Genomic DNA, 17,101 nt, shown 5'->3' with positions numbered 1-17,101 from the left:
GCTAAAGTAATAAAAAAACAAGCTGCCTATTTATTACGTTTGAAAATGAAGAGCAAATAAGCGGAAAGGTGTGGGGTTTTCATGACAGATCATTTGAGGTTTCCGATCGGGCAGTACGAAGCTCCGGCAAAGCCGGATGCGGAGACGATTGCGGCCTGGATCGATGATATTGCCCGGCTGCCGCAGCAGGTGAGAACGGCTGTTCAAGGAGCCAGTGAGACACAGCTTGATACGCCGTACCGGCCGGGAGGATGGACGATGAGGCAAGTCGTTCACCATATGGCGGACAGCCACATGAACAGCTTCATTCGCTTTAAGCTGGCATTGACGGAGGAAGTGCCGGTGATTAAGCCGTATCGGGAGGAACGCTGGGCGGAGCTGCCGGATACCCGGCAAGCCCCGGTCGCGTTATCGCTTGCGCTTCTGGACGCCCTGCACGAACGATGGGTATTGCTGCTGCACGGACTGTCGGATGAGGAGCTTGCAAGAGAGTTTCGCCATCCGGACAGCGGAATCATCCGGCTTGATCAAAATATTGGGCTGTATGCTTGGCACGGCAGGCACCATTTGGCGCACATACGCCTTATAACCGGATGAGCCCTTCCCGCGATACGGTCAGCTTCTCAAAGCCGTTGTCCGTCACCGCGTAGCTGTTCTCAATCCCGACAACCCCTCGCCCGGGGAAGGTGAACTTCGGTTCGATCGCAATTACCATCCCCGGCTCCAGCGGATAGCGGAAGCCTTTGGCCAGCACAGGCAGCTCGTCGACCTCCAGACCGATACCGTGTCCTAGAAATTTGACCTGATCGTCGCCGAAGCCCATATAATGCTCGCCAAGCCCTGCTTCCTGGGCCATGACAAGCGAATGCAGGTAGAGCTGCTCGCACAGCGTACCTGGCTTCAGCATCGATTCGACGCTGCGGATGATCGCCTCGGATACGTCATATGCCTGCCGCAGGTCGTCCGGCAAATCGCCGATCACGGCCGTCCGGGTCTGATCGATCACGTATCCGTCGATGCAGCATCCGATATCGATCAAGATCGGCTCGTTCCGCTCGATCGGCCGACGGCTCACGCTCTGCGGAACGGCCGGACCGAGTCCTTGTCCACCCCCAGGGCCGTCAAAATAGGTCGGCTTGGCAGCAGCTTCGCCTGCGCCGATCACCCCCGTAAGCACTTCTTGGTTATATCCGCGCAAACGCATTACCCCGATATGTCCGTGCAAACGGATATAGTGCTCGATGGCGCTCATCAGCTCCAATTCGGTCGTGCCCGGCTTAAGCTTCGCAAGCGCATCCTCAAGAGCACCGTCGATGATTCGTGCAGCTTCGCGGATACAAGCGATCTCGCGTGGCGATTTGATCATACGCGTCTCTCGAATCAGCATGGACCCGTCCTTCCACGCAACATGCGGGAGCACGCTTTGCAGCCGCTGCCATTGCTGTACGGGAAGCACGTCGAATTCGGCGGCAAGCGTCACGGCGGAGCCGGAGGCAAGCTGCGGAAATGTCTGTGCCAGTTGGGCGCCGAAGGCGCGGAACGAGCCGAGCGGCTCTACTGCAACTGCAGATTCCTCCTGTGCGCGCACGACACTGCGGCGGACGTAAAAGCGCGGCTCACCTTCCGCAGGAACGAGCAAATAACCGGTCTGCATAGAGCCGGTCAAATAATACAAGTCCACATTTTGCGTAATCATCATGCCGTCAAGCTGATGGGCCTGCAGCTTCTGCTGCAAGCGCCCGATGCGTTGTGCGTATTCTTTCAAGTTCAGTCCCTCCTATGGCAGAAATCCTGTATCTCTACATTACCTGCCACAACTGGAAAATGCAAAGAGAGCCTTGAATGAAAAAGGCTTCAGTCTGCGAGAGTTAACGGAATCGGACGCTGGCAACGCTGCTAAGCACAGCCGGCTCGCCGCGGGAAAGACCAAGCAAAGGCTGGTTCAGTTCGACGATGGCAACGACGGACGGCCCGTAAATCGTCACCTGAACGCTGCGCGTCGTTTGCTTGGCTGTGCCGGTGTGAACGGTAACCGTTCGCTGAAGCACAAATGGATACGCAGGGTTGGTGACAAATTCCAAATGATGCACGACGGGAGCTTCGCGAAGGTGGCTTCCCTCTTCCGGGGTCAGATCGCTGCGCAGCTTCAGGTTCAGCCGAAGATACCGGTAAAAATCATCCGTCCCCTTCGTGCTGTCCCACACAAGCCGGCCGAGCGCCGCCTCCTCCGGTACGATATCCAACGAGGCGGCATGCGTGGCACGGTCAAGCAGCGGTTTGGTTTTGTTCATGCCGTACGTTTGCATCATCCAATTGAACGCAACGACCCAAATAAAAGCGGCTGTCATCATGCCGAGCAAGCCGAACAGCAGCAAGTGTGCGCTCCCCATTTCGTCCTTCATCAAGCCGTACGCTTCCACCCTTAACCGACACTGCCATGCTCGCCGCACACATATCCCCCTCCTTTTCCGGCATATCGCTTCGAGCTACTCGTAAGCTTCGCTCTTTCCGTAAAGCACAAAATAATAAAACCCTTCCTGCGCCGATGCGTTCCCTCCGCCCCCGATGGCGTTCAGCATGCGGCTCAAATTCGGCGCCGGATACTTGAGGACGAGCTTTACCGTCGGGTCAGCGACATCGCGAAGCACTTTGCTCCTAGTGCTCCCCATATAAGACGGATAGGCCATGCCGTTCACCGTCACATCCCCCATACCTAGCGAGGCTAATCTGGCATTCATATTGGACTCCACCGTCGGGCTTAAATAGCCGACCGCTTCCATTTCCTTGAGCGCATGATTGGCAATCGTGTTCAGATGATCCGCCTTCATCGTATAGACAAAAAACGGGACGATCGCCAGCGAAAGAAAAAGCAGCACAGGCATTAAGAAGAGCGTTACGAGGACGTTGGCCATTCCCTGCTCGTCCTGCAGAAAAGCAGCGATTTTGGTTTTCACTACAACATCACCGTCAATTTGTGACATAATCGAAGCTGCGCACCTGATTCGTAACCGTCGTATGACCGTTGCGAACCTGCTGCTTCAGACCGGCGCCGCCAGCCGGTTGAAAAATATAAATCGAAATGCCGAAAATGAGCACGACCGCCAAACATAACGTAATTAGTTTGCTCATGGTTCAAGGCTGCTTCAAGGTAGCTTCGCCGCTTGTTTGATTGACCGTTGCCTGGGTCACGCTTTCGTAAAGTTTCGTTCCCTTGCCACCTACCGCAGGACCAACCTTCGACCCGGCTACAAACATAGCCGCTCCGCCGAGCAATACCGTCAATAAGCAGGCAATAACCAGTTTTCCCACAAGGCTCTCATCCTTTTCTGTCGTTTAGATTATGGTGCGGTCGTGCTGACGGAGCCGCTGCGCACATCCACCTGCGCTCCCGAGATGCTTGTATTGAGCTTGCCACCCTTATCCCCTACAGCCGGACCGACCTTCGTTCCTGCGACGAACATTGCCGCACCGCCCAGCAGGACGGTCAACAGGCAGGCAATGACTAACTTTCCCATGGCTCTCTCCCCTTTGCGATCGTTATCGTCTCATTGAAACGCATTGTTGATTTGCGTGTTCGTCTTCGTTCCCGCCGTTCCGGTCGCCGGAACGATCTGTGCGCCGAGCACATATAGCGTAGCGCCGCCCAGCAGCACCGCCATCAGCATGGCAATTACGATTTTGGACATATGCGTCCCGCCTTTCCCTGGCGCCTAGCCTTCGAAGCTTGTCATCAGCTGCTCGGATATGGTGACAATCCATGGGTACAAAAACAGCAGAACGATAACGGCGAACGGAATCATAATATAAAAGCTGATCCAGATCGGCGCGTTCTCCAGTTTCCGTTGAATATCCGCGGTCAGCGTCGCCTCGATGCTGGCGGTCTGCTCCTTTAGCACTTTGGCCATTTCGTTCGTATCGGCCTGGCAAACCGCATCCAAAGCGTTAACGAGCGGGAACACCTCGGAGATGCCGACCGCTTCCTTAAAGCGCCAAATGGCAGCACGCTGGTCTTTGCCCCACATGACCGTCAACTCCTGCAAATGCGGCTTCAACAGCTTGAGCGGCCTACCGGCACGAATCAGCATTTCCCGTATGTCCGCCTTCTCGCTGACACAAATCGACAGCCGCTGAGACAGCTTGGCGATTTCGAGCAAATACCCGGTCCGCTTCTGCGCCGCCGCCACATGGACGAACAACAGCGGGGTCCACCAGCCCAAAGCGGTGCAAAGCAGCAGCTTGAGTCCCAAGCCAAACCACGGGCCGAGCCCCGGATTCGCAAGCAAATCGGGGCTTGCCGCCGCTTGAGCCATAAAGCCGACCAGCAGCATCATGACAGCGAGCCCTGCGCGAAGCAGACGAAAGCGCTGATAGCCCCAATCCGCAGGCAGACCGGCCAGCCGGGCTTTCTCGGCAAACGCGCGCGCCTTGGGACTCAGCGCTTCCTCCTGCCGGTCCATGGCAAGTATCCGATGCTCCCGCCGCTTCAGCGATTCCAGCATCATCGCCAAACGGCTTGCCCTTCCGAAGCGGATGCGTCCGAGAAGCGGAAACCACAGCAGCGCGCTGCCCGCTATGAACAACAGGGCAAACAGCGCTTGAAAGGCCAGCATCCAACCGTTTGAAACCAGTCCCGTCATCGGGCATCCTCCTTTCCGGGAAGAAGAAATTTGCGTCGCTACAAAAGTTTTGCCGACCGACTAATCCATCGCTCGCTTAAAACGCTTTACGGCCCGACTTGATAACCATGATCATCGAAATAAACATGACGGCGCTGGAAACGATCAGCAGCGACTTGCCGGCCGGATCGACGAAATAGTGGCGGTAGTTCGCCCCGTCCGCATAAATATTGAAGCCGACAACGAAGAAAGCGAAGCCGATCATAAAGGTCGTACCGAGCCGGTAAACGGTAATCATAGCGAGCCGGTTCTCTTCGTGCCGCTTGGCAGCCTGCATCTTGCCGACCAAGTGATGCAGCGATTCAGTGACGTCGGTCCCGTAATGCGAGCCGATCAGCAGCAAGTCCGCAAGATCGTCGGCCCACTCGCTTTGAATTCGGCGCGCAAACTCGTACAGCGCTTCATCGACCGATTTCATATGAAGCGCGAGCTCCAAGCGTCTCCATTCGCTCTGGACCTCGTCCGGCATCGTCTTCGACGCTTTGACGATCACTTCGGCCAGCGTCAGCCGGGGGCGGTAATGGCCAATCAAGTTCTGCACGAGCATGATCATGCGGTTCGCAATCCGATGACGCTTGCGCTGAACACGAAAACGCACATAAAAATAAGGAAACGAGCCGAGCAAAAAGGCGATGGCGCCGCTGAGCGTCCATACGTGAAAACTCTGCAGCCGGTCCGCGCCGACGGCAAAACGCTGCTGCATCACCTGAACAGCCGCATCCGAGCCGAAAAATCCGACAAACGCCAACAGCAGCATGAACGCGCCGATCACCTCAGCCCCGATCTTAAGCTCGGCAACTTCCATTTCCTCTCTCAGATGCCGGATGGGCCTGAGCCCGGTAAGCGAGCCTCCAAAGGTTCGGCGGCCGCGATCTCCCCCGAGCGATCTAAAGCGGCGGCGCCGGGCCGCTCCGGCTCCCGTCATCCGCAGCAACCACAACACCAGCAGCAGCGACCCGACGATCCAGCAGCCAAAGAGCAAGCCCTTTAGACTGCCTTGGATTAGCTGTGCCGACATGTTCATGCTCCCCATACCCCCAATTCCCGAAACTCGTCGGGATTGGCTCCGTTTGCCACGAGATGGTCCATCAGCGAACGGCTGAACCGCTCACCGGTAAACCTCCACGTCTGCTGCTGAAAATCCCATTCGACGAGCGGACGGATATGTACCGTTTGCCGCTCATCCACGGAAAGCTCCGTAATTTCCGTCGCTACCCGAACCGGCTTTCCGCCGATGCGCACCAGCCGCAAAAACACAATAAGGTTAAATGCCCGGGCTACACGCCGGACAGTATCGGTTTGATCATGCTGCCGACCGTCCTGCTTGATCATATCCACAACGTCGCTGATGAACGAATCCCGATACTTCGTATGCATCGTGCCCATCATGTCGTGACCGCGCAGCGCGCCCTGCACCATCTGGGACACCTCGGAGCCTTTCGCTTCGCCGACGATCACCCAATGCGGGCTCATCACAAGCAATGGCTTGAACGATTCCTCCATGCTTAGTCCGATCTCATCCACTTCCCGGACGGCCAATATGTTCCGGTTCCCCCGCAGCCGCTCGCGGAGCGCAACCTCGAATTCTTTCTCCAGCGTCCGAATCCGTTCGTTCTCCGGAATTTCCTGCGCCAGCGCGAACAAAAACGTCGTCTTGCCGGTCGCCGTGCCCCCGCCGATCAAAAAGCTGGCATGGTAGCGGACCAGCAGGCGCAGGAGACGCGCCATCGGCTCGTTCAACGTATGTAAATCGGCCAGCAGCTCAAGGGTCACGTCTTTGACTATGAAATTGCGGATATGAATGCTCGGGATATCGGAATAAGGCGGCCGGGTCATCACAAGTCGCGAACGGTTCCACAAATAGGACTGGATGAACGGCTGCCGCTCGTTGATCGGCTTTTTGCCGCACAGCGCCAAACGGTCCTGCAGCAGCAAAACGTCGGCAAGCGAAGCGAACCGGCGGGCGTGACGCGTCATCTCTCCGCCGCGGAGTAGATAAATGTCGCAGCCGATGACCTGAACTTCCTCCACGTCTGGCAGCCTGTACAAATCCTCGATCAAACCCGCGCCGCACGTGTCGGCAAATACGCATTCCGTCGGGGTCAGCGGCGGGGTCAACGTGTCCGGCTCGATATCGATGCGATATTCGGTCAGCAGCGTATCGATGACCGCTTTCATCCGTACCTGCGCCAGCGGCTCGCCAAGTCCGGCTTGCAAAATATCTTCGTACAACGCCTGGTCCTTCTTGGAGCGCTCGGTTAAATGCTCGTATACCAGCTTCACCGCATCGGCCAAGGGCATCCGCCGCACTCCTTTTTTAGGCCCGGCCGCGTTCGGGCTCGACCACGGGGCAGGCATGCGCTCGCGCGCCTGGTCCGCCTGCATCAGATCCTTCAAATATTGCCCGGCATCGAATCGGGCTCTTGGGCGCATCCGCCCGCCCGCTCGATGGGCTGTCGGTAATGACAAGTCCTTCCCTCCTATCCGAACAAGGCGCTCAATCTGGAAATCCACCCCGGCTTACGCCGCCGGCCCGGGACAAGCTCCAATCCCTGCACGTCTCCTTCCGCACGTTTTGTCAGCAATGCCGCTAGCCCGTCGATCGCTTCCGTGAACGGCTCCGCCTTCGGCATCAAGTAAAGGGGCACGCCTTCATGCACGGCTTTCATGCCGAGACCGCCGGGCGCATTCGGAATCGAAGCGCCCAAAGACATGTGCAGCGCTTCCGCGATCCGTTCGGGCTTATCGTCCGCCGATGCGCGGTTGAGGATCAGCGAGATGTCGGACGGATTCAGGCCGCAATATTTCCAATAGCAGTCAAACCATTCGCGCCAACTCGTGCGGTAAGAAGCATAATTGTTTTGGGCAACGAGCCAGCGGATGTCGGCTCCGCGGACGGTACACACCGTCGCGGCGTTATCCGGGTAGGCGTTCAGATCGACCAGCGTCACGTCGAATACGGATCTGGCCGTTTGCAGCAAATGCGCCATCATTTCCGGCGTCATATCGAGCGCAGTATCGCGGCGGGGCGAGCCGGTCAAAATGTGCAGGCCGCTCATCTTCCGATATGTCATGCATGAATCGAGCAGATCTTCCGGCTGGAGCGTATGCGTCTGCAGCTTCGGCCGCAGCTTGAATTGGCTGCGGTCCGTCTCCGTCAAATTCAGCTGCGAGCGAATTTCCGGATTGCGCAGATTCGCGTCGATCAGCCCGATGCGCAGACGGTTCGCCGAAGCCAGCGCAAGCGCCGTATTGACGGCGACCGTCGTCGCCCCGTCCTTGCTGGTCGCAGACCAGACGGCAACCACGATGCCGCTTCGTTTATCGCCGGCCGACATGCGGACGCTGCGTCCTTCGACGGAAGCGGCGAGCGCCTCGAACGTCTCCTGCTCCGTTCCGCCCAGCGGCAGAACGGCGAAGCCTAACGTCTCCGCCAGCCGAGTCAGCGCCTCCAGCATGAACGAATCGTAGACGGCCTCATCCGGGGCTACGATGACGCGGGCCTGAGGCTGCTTGCGCCGGATCTCCGGCATCCAATCCCAAGGATACGAATCGTAGAACAGGCCGGTATGGACGGCAACGACGTCGAACGGTTCTTCCAGCCGCGCGAACAACCGGTCACGGTGCTGTACCGTCACGATGCCGTCCGAGTCCGGGCCGGAACGGCTTAATTGCGACCCCAGAAGGTCAGCGGCACCTGCCTGCGGGTGTGCGAACAATAGATTCATGATGCCGGTTTCACCTCCGTTGCTTTGAGCCCTGGCGAAGCGCTGCCGTTCCCCTGCGCGGCGGCGGGCTCTTTTTCCTTGCCGCTGACCTGGCTTCGATTCAGCTCGCCTTTCACTTGAACCTGGGGCTTGGTTTTACTGAACAAATCCGCTTCCTTAAGCTCCTGAAACAATCCCGTAACCGTTCCCGAGGCCACGGTGGGCGCGGACAGGTCGGGCAGCGCCAGCTTAATCTTTCCGCCGATGCTGCCGAGCACATAAGCCTCGTACACCTCGTCGTTCATCATGTAAGTGTTCAGCTCGGGCTTCCCGTTCGGCTTGGAACGGGCATTCTGCAATTGGATCTGGTTTGGCTGAACGACCGTTTCAATCGTCGCTCCGTCCGTCACCTCCAGCCCTTCGGCCGTCTTGACCGCCGTGACCGGAAGCTGCTCGATAATTTTGACCGCGCCGACGCTCCATAGCGCACCGGAGCCGGTCGTGACGAACTTGGGTGTCTCGAATTCGACCCACACGTCGACGCGGTCGCCCCGCCGAACCATATTGTTGACATTGACGGCCGCATCCGTCTTGAAGCTGAAATAACGCTCCCCGGCACGGGGTACCGTACTGCGGTCGGTCAATTTCCACGAAACCAGCTCCTCGCTGTCCGCGATCGGCACAAGCACCGTCTTGCCGATCAGCGCGTCAAGGTCCGTTACGGCTTCGGAGCTGTGAGCCGCCAGCGGAATGACCGCCTTGCGGAGCATGGAAGCTTCGACGACTTCCCCGCTTTGCAGCATCCTTACCGGTTTGACCGTCGTCATGGTGCGGACTTGAATTTCGGTATGCTTCATGAACTGCCAATATCCGTATATCGATCCCGCCATCAGCACGCAGCCCAGCGTGATGACGATCCATGCTTTCTGCAAACCGCTACCTCCTCCTGTTCTCTGGATAAACGGGTTATTTATTGGATTGGAACAACCGCAGCAGCTTGGTCGCGGGACCGAGACGATTCCGCTCCCGCTGCGCGGGGATCACTTCGTCCGGCAGCCACCGCCGGAGCCACGGCAGCATCGCCTCGCGAAGCGCGTCCCGGACCGGCGGCGTGTCGTGCGGCAGCCTTCCTTGCCACCCGGCCTCGGCCAGCGCCGCCAGCTCCACCGCGGGCAGCAGGCAGGCGGGGCGCTGCGGGAGCAAGCGCAGCCATGCTTCCGTTTGCGGCGTCTTCAGCGCCTTCACCGCGAAGCAGTGCAGCCGCCGTCCCGGCGCCAGCCAAGCTTCAAGCTGCCGCAGGCGGCGGCGCGTCGCGGGAAGCTCCAGCTTATGCGCGAATGGGTCGACGGCGTAGATGACGTCCGTCGCGGTTTCGAGCAGCTCCCGCACCGCGGGATGCTCCCACTGCGCGCCGACGTCGACGATGCACACCGGGCGTCGGACCGCGTGAAACAGCTTCAGCCAGCCGCCGGCGTCAAGCTGCGGTTCTCCCGCGCCAGGGGCGGGCTCTTCGGCGGGCAGCCACAGCGTGTGGCCGTCCGCCCAGGGCCGCTCGTCCGGGCGGCCGCCTTGCCCCGCCGCGTTGTAGCAGCGATACGCCGGCGGCGCGTTCTTGTCCGCGAACAGCAGCGCGGACAGCTCCGCCTGCGGAGCAGGCGGCTCGATCACGGCGTGCGGGACGCCGAGATCGTGAAGCTGCCGCGCGAGCGCGAGCGCGGCGAAGGTGGCCCCGGCGCCCGGGTACAGGGCGCCGACCGCCACCACGAGCGGCGGCGTCCACGCCGCTCCAGGCTGTGGCGGCGCGCTGGCCTGCGCCGCCGGCCGCTGCGGCTGCTGCGCAGCCAGCCAGCCCGCCAGCGCGGCGCCGGCTTCACGCGCGTCCGCGAAGCGGCCGTCGGGGCTTGCGCGCAGCAGCCGCAGCACGATCGGCGCGAGCCCGGGCGGGATTGCCGCTTCCGCTTCGCGATAAGGGCTTTGCGGATTGTAATACGCGCCGCCGCTCAGCAAAAAATAAAGCAACGCGCCGAGGCCGTACAGATCGGTGTGCGGATCGCTCTGCCGCCCGTCGAACTGCTCCGGCGCGGCAAAGCCGACCGTGCCGAGCAGCACCGTGTCGGCGGCTTGCTCCGCTTTGAAGCTGCGGGCGGTCCCGAAGTCGATCAGGCGCACCCGTCCATCCGCATCCAGCATCAGGTTGGACGGCTTCAAATCGCGGTGAATGATCGGCTCCGGACGGAGCGAATGCAAATAATCGAGCAGCCCGCAGAGCTGCAGCGCAATTTCTGCCGCTTGTCCCTCGGTCATGCGTCGGCCCAACCGCTCGAAACGCTGCAGCAGCGTTTCCCCTTCGATATAATCCATAACCAGATACAGAAATCCGTGAGCGTTAGCGGGAACGTAATCGACGATATCCGGCAGATTCGGATGACTCAAACGGCTCATCGTTTCCGCTTCCTTGAGCAGCACGTGCCGCCGCAGCGCCGCCTCCTGGCCACTTTCCCCCGCGGACGGGTCGTCCCCGACATACGTCTCCTTAACGGCCCACCGCTTCCCCTTCAGCTTCAAGTCTTCCGCCAGAAACACCCGGCTCATCCCGCCGCTCCCCAGAGGAGCCATGATCCGGTAGCGCCCCGTCAGCGTCTGACCCGGTTGTAAGCCGTAATGCAGCATGACTTCGTTCCCCCGCCTTTCGTTCGCAGACCACGACAAAAAACCGCCTTACGCATGCAAACAATGCATGACATAAGGCGGTTCTTCCGCACAATGTAATGAGATTGCTTATAAATTATCATAGTTTTGCCAAAATTTCAACAACCGATTTGTCGCCGTTTATTTAGAATTTGTAAATTTAAAACGTTCCTCCACAATATCTTAACGTACAATTAACCTTTGGATAACAACCCCGCTTTATAATTAGCTCGTTCAGACCAGTCCCTGAAAGGAGCGTCCGCATGACCTTGCTCGACCGTAACGCAGCGGTTCGTCCGGCTCCCGGCTCAGCCAAGAGGCAATCTGCCGCAGCCGCCGGCCGGCGAAGCCTGCGCATGATCCGGTGGAAGGAAGCTTCGCTGGCTTATGCTTTTCTGCTGCCTTCCCTTTTGCTGTTCGGTATTTTTCTGTTCTATCCTCTTGTGAAGTCGATTTACCTCAGCCTGCATTTGACCGACCCCCGGGGGCGCATCGCCGCTTTTGCCGGCCTCGACAACTTCACCGAGCTGCTGGCCTCCGATAAATTTTATGAAAGCTTGAAGGTCACCTTGTCCTTCACGGTTCTTACCGTCCCTGTCGGCATCGCCCTTGCGCTGCTGCTCGCTGCGCTGTCGCAAGGCAAGCTGCGGGGGATGAAAGCCTTCCAGTTCGTGTTCTCACTGCCCGTAGCCATTTCCGTCGGGACCGGTTCGGTCATCTGGATGATGCTGTATCACCCGACGCTGGGCACGCTCAATTATTTCTTGACGCTGCTCGGCGTGGAACCGGTCCGATGGCTGACCGATCCGGCTTGGGCGCTCGTCTCCGTCTCCATCATGACGATTTGGATGAATCTCGGCTTCAACTATATCGTCCTGCTTAGCGGCTTGCAGAGCGTACCCGAGGAAATTTACGACAGCGCCAAAATCGACGGCTCCGGACCGCTTCGCACCTTTTTCCAGCTGACGGTGCCGCTCGTATCGCCCACGCTCTTTTTCGTCGGGATCGTCTCGGTCATTCATGCGTTCCAATCGTTCGGACAAATTCACATTCTCACCAAGGGCGGCCCAATGAACAGCACCGACGTCATCGTCTTTAATATTTATCAAGATGCGTTCGTGAACTTCCGGTTCGGCATCGGCAGCGCGCAGGCGCTGATCCTGTTCGCAATCGTACTGATTCTGACCCTCCTCCAGTACCGTTTTCTGGAAAGGAAGGTGCATTACCAATGAGTTCGCGCTTGCAAAATACGTTCGTGTACACCGTGCTCATCGTCGCTGCGGTGCTGACATTGTATCCGATCCTATATACCGTCGCAGCCTCGTTCATGACGAACGCGGAATCGGCTTCGTATCCGCCTAAGCTGCTGCCGGGCAGCCTGCACTGGGAGAACTATATTCAAGTGCTCAAGCAAATTCCGGTCGGCCAATTTATCGCCAACAGCTTCCTTGTCTCGGGCACGATCATGCTGGGGCAGCTCGTGACGGCAAGTCTAGCCGCCTATGCGTTCGCATATATGAGATTTCCGGGCAAAAGCTTCCTGTTTGCGCTGTTTCTGTCCACCATGATGATTCCGTGGGAAGTGACGATCATTCCCAATTATTTGACCGTCAAAAGCTGGGGCTGGCTCGACAGCTACCAGGGACTGATCGTGCCTTTTCTGGCAACCGCCTTCGGCACGTTTCTGCTGCGCCAATTTTTCCTGCAGCTCCCGCGCGAATTGTTCGAGGCCGCCAAAATCGACGGCTGCGGACATCTGCGCAGCTTTGTCCGGCTCGTGCTGCCGCTGGCCAAGCCCGCGCTCGCCACGCTCGGCGTATATTCGTTCCTGAGCAACTGGAACATGTACTTGTGGCCGCTGCTCGTCACGAACGGGCAATCGATGCGCACGGTCCAGATCGGCATCAGCATGCTGCAATTCGAAGAGCTGACCTATTGGAACGTCGTGCTGGCGGGCGTCGTGACAGTACTGCTGCCGTCGCTTGTTTTGCTGCTGCTCGGTCTGAAGCAGCTCGTCCGCGGCATGACGGCCGGGGCGATCAAAGGGTAAGACATAGCGCGAGGGCCGGTCCTTGGCTTGCTTCTCTTGATTGAGCCAACGGGTTAACAACGTCTTCTCGCTCTATATATAAATAACCAATTAAAGGGAGAGATCAACCGAAATGAAGCACCTGAACAAAAAAAGCATGCTGCTTCTGCTGCTTGCTTTCGTCATGATGTTTATGGCGGCATGCGGAAACGGCAACGCCGGCGACAAGCCTGCAACCGGGGGGGCCGAGAACAAGGAAGCGCCGAAAGCCGGGGAGCCGGTCAAGGTCGTCTGGTGGCACTCGATGAGCGGCGAGTTGGGCAAAGCGGTGGACAAGCTGGTTGCCGATTTCAACGCCTCCCAGAAAAACGTCGTCGTCGAAGCCGTATTCCAAGGCACCTACGACGAAAGCTTGAACAAAATGAAAGCGTCCATGGATTCCAAAAGCGGTCCGGCGCTCATTCAGGTGTACGAAATCGGCAGCCGCTTCATGATTGACTCCAAAGCGATTACGCCGATGCAAAAATTTATCGACGCTGACAAATACGATGTCTCCCAGCTTGAAGAAAACATTTTGAACTATTATACCGTGGACGGCAAATTGAATTCGATGCCGTTCAACACGTCCAACCCGATTCTGTATTACAACAAAGACATGTTCAAAGCCGCCGGACTCGATCCGGAAAAGCCACCCGTCACCTACGAAGAAATCGCCGAAGCAGCCAAAAAGCTGACCAAAGACGGCAAAGCCGGCGCTTCCTTCGCCATCTACGGCTGGTTCATGGAGCAGTTCTTCGCGAACCAAGGCGCCGAGCTGCTGAACAACGGCAACGGCCGCACCAGCCCGGCAACGGAATCTTCGCTTGGCAGCGATGCCGGCGTCAACACGATGACTTGGTGGAAGCAAATGATCGACGACAAAACGATGCTGAACCTCGGCCGCAAAACCGACGATACGAAAAAAGCGTTCGCCGCCGGCCAAATCGCGATGACGCTCGATTCGACCGCTTCCCTGCGCGGGATCGTAAGCGCAGCGGAAGGCAAGTTCCAGGTCGGCACGGCCTTCCTGCCAAAGCCGAAGGACGCGAAGGATGGCGGCGTCATCGTCGGCGGCGCGAGCTTGTACATCTTGAACAACCGTTCCGAAGCGGAGCAAAAGGGCGCATGGGAGTTCATCAAATTCCTCGCCGATTCGAAGCAGCAAGCTTACTGGCACGTCAATACGGGATACTTCCCGATCACGAAAAAAGCGTATGACGAGCAGCTCGTGAAGGAAAATCTAAACAAGTATCCGCAGTTTAAAACAGCTGTCGACCAACTGCACCAAACGAAAGCGAACAAAGCGACGCAGGGCGCGGTTATGGGCGTGTTCCCGGAAGCCCGCCAGCTGACCGAAGGCGCAATCGAAGAAGTGCTGAACGGCAAGAAGTCTCCGAAAGAAGCGCTGGACGGCGCGGCAAAAGAAATATCGTCGAAGCTTGCACAGTACAATAAGACGGTAGCGAAATAACATTTTACCCGGCCGACGGTCTCCCTCTAAAAGGAAGACCGTCGGTCTTTTTTGAATTAAAATTCTAAAAGTATTGAATTTCAAATTCTAATAATATAGAATATGTGAGAATCATTTAATACGAAGAGGTGATTGGGTTGGATATCATTCAAGCTACGGGACGGAAGCGGGAGACGTATCAAGTGCAATTCGAATACTCGCTGCTGTGGGAATGCGCGATGGGGATTGCGGCTGTGACGAACACGCCGCTGCTCCATACGCTGGAGAAGCCGACGGAACATTGGAAGCAACTCAAAGCCTCGTTATCCAAAGAGCTGCTGGGGCATTTGGCTTTTGTAGAGAAGCACAATACTTGGAAAGCTTTGCTCCAACTGCTCCACCAGCAAGTTTTTGCTTCCCTGCCCGATTTTCTGGCCTATATCGAGCGTTTGGCCCCGGAGGAGCTGAAAAGCATCTGTCTTCCCTATCTGGGAAAAGAGCACCAGAACTCGCACAAGCAGGCGGCTTCCGGCGACAGGAAGGCTGCACAAGAGCTGCAGAAGCTCGCAAACGGGAACCCGTTCTTCCCGGCTTATATCGATTTTATTAGCACAATCGATCCGGCGGAGCTGAAGCGTCATCTCGCGGAAGTAATGTCAGGCTGGTACGAGACGGTTATCGAGCCGGAAGCGGAGCAGCTCCTTGCCGTCTTGACCAGAGACTGCGAAGCCAAGCGCAGCATGCAGCAAAGGATGGCCCCGGAGGAGCTGGTCGAATGGGCCACGGGCGGGGTCGCGTATTCGCCGGAGCCGAGCGTTCACCGGGTGCTGCTCATCCCGCAAATCGTTTATCGGCCTTGGAATATCGAAGCGGATATCGAAGGGACGAAGGTTTTTCATTATCCCGTAGCCAGCGAAAGCATCCATCCTGCCGATAAATACATGCCCGACGCCTCGCTCGTGCTTAAGCATAAGGCGCTCGGCGACGAAATCAGGCTTCGCATCGTCAAGCTGCTGTCCGAAGAGGACCGGAGCCTGCAAGATCTGACAGATCGGCTGAATATCGGAAAATCGACGATTCATCATCATTTGAAGCTGCTCCGTGCGGCAAGGCTGGTCGACATCCGCGATGCCAAGTACCGCGTCAAAACGAAAGCCATCGATACGCTGGCCCAAGAGCTGGCCGATTATTTACGACAAGACGAATAAAGGTGGACGGAACATGGAAGTATCGGCTGCCGGACGAAGCCACGAGCCTTCACTGCCGGAATTCAAAAGAAATTATCCCGTCTGCCGCTTCATAGGAAGCAGCTTTATCTCCTACTGCGGAGATCAAATTCAGCTTATCGCGCTTCCTCTCCTCGTTCTGACAATTACAGGCTCGCCGGTCAGCATGGGAATCGTTACGGCGCTGGAACGCCTTCCGGTGCTGCTGCAGCCTTTGACCGGCATCTGGTCCGACCGGTTGAACCGCAAAACGCTGCTGCTGCTCTGCGATCTGGGCAGAGGCGTCATTACGGGTCTGCTGGGCCTTCTGTTCATCATGGATTCGCTGGAAATGTGGCACGTGTACATCGGCGCCTTGGCCGCCGGCGTGCTCGGTCAAATCTATACGACGGCACAAATCGCCTCCGTGCCGAATCTCGTCCGAAAAAGCGATCTGCAGACGGTGAATGCGGTCAATTCGGGCTTTGCGAACTTGGCCGTTCTTGCAGCGCCCGGTCTGGGAGGAATGGTCATCAGTTTATACAATCCCGGATATGCAGTGCTCGTCAACAGCGCTACTTTTTTCATCTCGTTTCTGACGGTTCTCAGCCTCCCCATCCGGAAGACGGCTGCGGGTACCCAGAAGGCAAATGGCATATATGCGGATTTAAAAGAAGGCTTTCAGTTTGTCGTGCGGACGAAACCGATTTTATTCACAAACCTGGCGATGCTCGTATCCGTCTTCGGAACAACTCTGTTCCTGACGATGATGGTATTTCATCTCAAAGAAACGATTCAGCTGCCTGTCGGCCGCATCGGCTGGCTCTTGTCTGCGGGAGGACTGGGGGCGGTCGGGGGAGCGCTGGTGACGGCCGTGTTACGCAAACGGTTTTCTTACCGGACCATTTTATTCGCCGCTTCCTGTCTGGGCGGGTTGTCCGTCATCATCTTCAGCCAGTCGCAGACTTACGCTGTGCTGCTGCTGTCGAATGCAGCCGGGACGATTGCCGCCTCCGCTATGAATCCGTGCATCGTGACGATCCGGCAAACGTTGACGCCCGACCGGCTGTTAGGACGCGTTCAGGCGACGAGTCGGTTTATGACGTGGACGCTGATGCCGGTGGCGGCTTTTTTGGCCGGCGTGCTGGTCGAACGGCTCGGGACGCACGGGACCATTTTGCTGGGCGGCTTGCTTTCCACGGCCGGTTCGCTGCTGTACCTGCACCCGTCGTTAAAGGATAAACAAAAGACCTCCGCCCGATGAGGGCGAAGGCCGAAAATTATTAGTGCGGTATGAAGCGTATGCA

19 protein-coding genes are annotated in these 17,101 nt (G+C 57.7%); 6 read left to right on the top strand and 13 right to left on the bottom strand.

Annotation, left to right across the window (positions count from 1 at the left end):
- The first annotated feature begins 81 nt into the window (after positions 1–81).
- A complete protein-coding gene (locus NI000_RS11850) occupies positions 82–597 on the top strand; it encodes a YfiT family bacillithiol transferase (RefSeq protein WP_253410712.1) in 516 nt (171 codons plus the stop codon).
- Here the strand turns inward: NI000_RS11850 and NI000_RS11845 are convergent.
- The 13 genes from NI000_RS11845 to NI000_RS11785 all read right to left on the bottom strand — a co-directional run bounded on the left by NI000_RS11845 (position 584) and on the right by NI000_RS11785 (position 11,092).
- A complete protein-coding gene (locus NI000_RS11845) occupies positions 584–1,765 on the bottom strand; it encodes a M24 family metallopeptidase (RefSeq protein WP_253410710.1) in 1,182 nt (393 codons plus the stop codon). The genes NI000_RS11850 and NI000_RS11845 overlap by 14 nt on opposite strands.
- Positions 1,766–1,868: 103 nt before the next feature.
- A complete protein-coding gene (locus tag NI000_RS11840) occupies positions 1,869–2,450 on the bottom strand; it encodes a hypothetical protein (protein WP_253410708.1) in 582 nt (193 codons plus the stop codon).
- Positions 2,451–2,486: 36 nt separating this feature from the next.
- Positions 2,487–2,954 carry a hypothetical protein gene (locus tag NI000_RS11835; protein ID WP_253410707.1) on the bottom strand — a complete coding sequence of 156 codons (468 nt, stop codon included), beginning with the start codon at positions 2,952–2,954 and terminating at the stop codon, positions 2,487–2,489.
- A 13-nt stretch (positions 2,955–2,967) separates the two neighbouring features.
- Positions 2,968–3,129, bottom strand: coding sequence for a hypothetical protein (locus tag NI000_RS11830; RefSeq protein ID WP_010502157.1), 162 nt, complete (start codon positions 3,127–3,129; stop codon positions 2,968–2,970).
- A 3-nt stretch (positions 3,130–3,132) separates the two neighbouring features.
- The gene (locus NI000_RS11825) at positions 3,133–3,309 is read right to left on the bottom strand and encodes a hypothetical protein (RefSeq protein WP_010502154.1); all 177 of its coding nucleotides are present in this window, start codon (positions 3,307–3,309) and stop codon (positions 3,133–3,135) included.
- Positions 3,310–3,338: 29 nt separating this feature from the next.
- On the bottom strand, positions 3,339–3,515 hold the full coding sequence (locus NI000_RS11820) for a hypothetical protein (protein WP_167670325.1): 177 nt from the start codon (positions 3,513–3,515) through the stop codon (positions 3,339–3,341).
- Between the two features lie 30 nt (positions 3,516–3,545).
- The gene (locus NI000_RS11815) at positions 3,546–3,686 is read right to left on the bottom strand and encodes a hypothetical protein (protein ID WP_253410705.1); all 141 of its coding nucleotides are present in this window, start codon (positions 3,684–3,686) and stop codon (positions 3,546–3,548) included.
- 24 nt (positions 3,687–3,710) lie between these two features.
- Positions 3,711–4,637, bottom strand: a complete 927-nt coding sequence (locus tag NI000_RS11810) for a hypothetical protein (protein WP_253410703.1) — start codon at positions 4,635–4,637, stop codon at positions 3,711–3,713.
- A 76-nt stretch (positions 4,638–4,713) separates the two neighbouring features.
- Complete coding sequence (locus NI000_RS11805) at positions 4,714–5,700, bottom strand: type II secretion system F family protein (protein ID WP_253410701.1); 987 nt, start codon at positions 5,698–5,700, stop codon at positions 4,714–4,716.
- Complete coding sequence (locus NI000_RS11800) at positions 5,697–7,145, bottom strand: ATPase, T2SS/T4P/T4SS family (RefSeq protein WP_253410699.1); 1,449 nt, start codon at positions 7,143–7,145, stop codon at positions 5,697–5,699. The genes NI000_RS11805 and NI000_RS11800 overlap by 4 nt, the downstream gene beginning before the upstream one ends.
- Before the next feature lie 11 nt (positions 7,146–7,156).
- Positions 7,157–8,404 carry an AAA family ATPase gene (locus NI000_RS11795; protein ID WP_253410697.1) on the bottom strand — a complete coding sequence of 416 codons (1,248 nt, stop codon included), beginning with the start codon at positions 8,402–8,404 and terminating at the stop codon, positions 7,157–7,159.
- A complete protein-coding gene (locus tag NI000_RS11790; RefSeq protein WP_253410695.1) occupies positions 8,401–9,315 on the bottom strand; it encodes an SAF domain-containing protein in 915 nt (304 codons plus the stop codon). Before NI000_RS11790 ends, NI000_RS11795 begins: the two co-directional genes overlap by 4 nt.
- A gap of 34 nt (positions 9,316–9,349) precedes the next feature.
- Entirely contained in the window at positions 9,350–11,092 is a 1,743-nt protein-coding gene (locus NI000_RS11785) for a serine/threonine-protein kinase (RefSeq protein WP_253410693.1), read from the bottom strand.
- Between the two features lie 242 nt (positions 11,093–11,334).
- On the opposite strand from NI000_RS11785, the gene NI000_RS11780 reads away from it, so the two are divergent.
- The 5 genes from NI000_RS11780 to NI000_RS11760 all read left to right on the top strand — a co-directional run bounded on the left by NI000_RS11780 (position 11,335) and on the right by NI000_RS11760 (position 17,058).
- Positions 11,335–12,303: a carbohydrate ABC transporter permease gene (locus tag NI000_RS11780; protein WP_375540962.1), complete on the top strand. Its 969-nt coding sequence runs from the start codon at positions 11,335–11,337 to the stop codon at positions 12,301–12,303.
- A complete protein-coding gene (locus NI000_RS11775; protein WP_253410691.1) occupies positions 12,300–13,121 on the top strand; it encodes a carbohydrate ABC transporter permease in 822 nt (273 codons plus the stop codon). The genes NI000_RS11780 and NI000_RS11775 overlap by 4 nt, the downstream gene beginning before the upstream one ends.
- Positions 13,122–13,233: 112 nt before the next feature.
- The gene (locus tag NI000_RS11770) at positions 13,234–14,610 is read left to right on the top strand and encodes an ABC transporter substrate-binding protein (protein WP_253410689.1); all 1,377 of its coding nucleotides are present in this window, start codon (positions 13,234–13,236) and stop codon (positions 14,608–14,610) included.
- Between the two features lie 137 nt (positions 14,611–14,747).
- Positions 14,748–15,797: an ArsR/SmtB family transcription factor gene (locus NI000_RS11765; RefSeq protein WP_253410687.1), complete on the top strand. Its 1,050-nt coding sequence runs from the start codon at positions 14,748–14,750 to the stop codon at positions 15,795–15,797.
- A 13-nt stretch (positions 15,798–15,810) separates the two neighbouring features.
- Positions 15,811–17,058 carry an MFS transporter gene (locus NI000_RS11760; RefSeq protein ID WP_253410685.1) on the top strand — a complete coding sequence of 416 codons (1,248 nt, stop codon included), beginning with the start codon at positions 15,811–15,813 and terminating at the stop codon, positions 17,056–17,058.
- Positions 17,059–17,101: the final 43 nt, after the last annotated feature.

The organism is Paenibacillus tyrphae (assembly GCF_024158745.1).
GTDB classification, from domain to species: domain Bacteria; phylum Bacillota; class Bacilli; order Paenibacillales; family NBRC-103111; genus Paenibacillus_G; species Paenibacillus_G tyrfis_A.
Note: the sequence above shows the minus strand (reverse complement) of the source record. Positions and strands in the feature narration are given on the sequence as shown.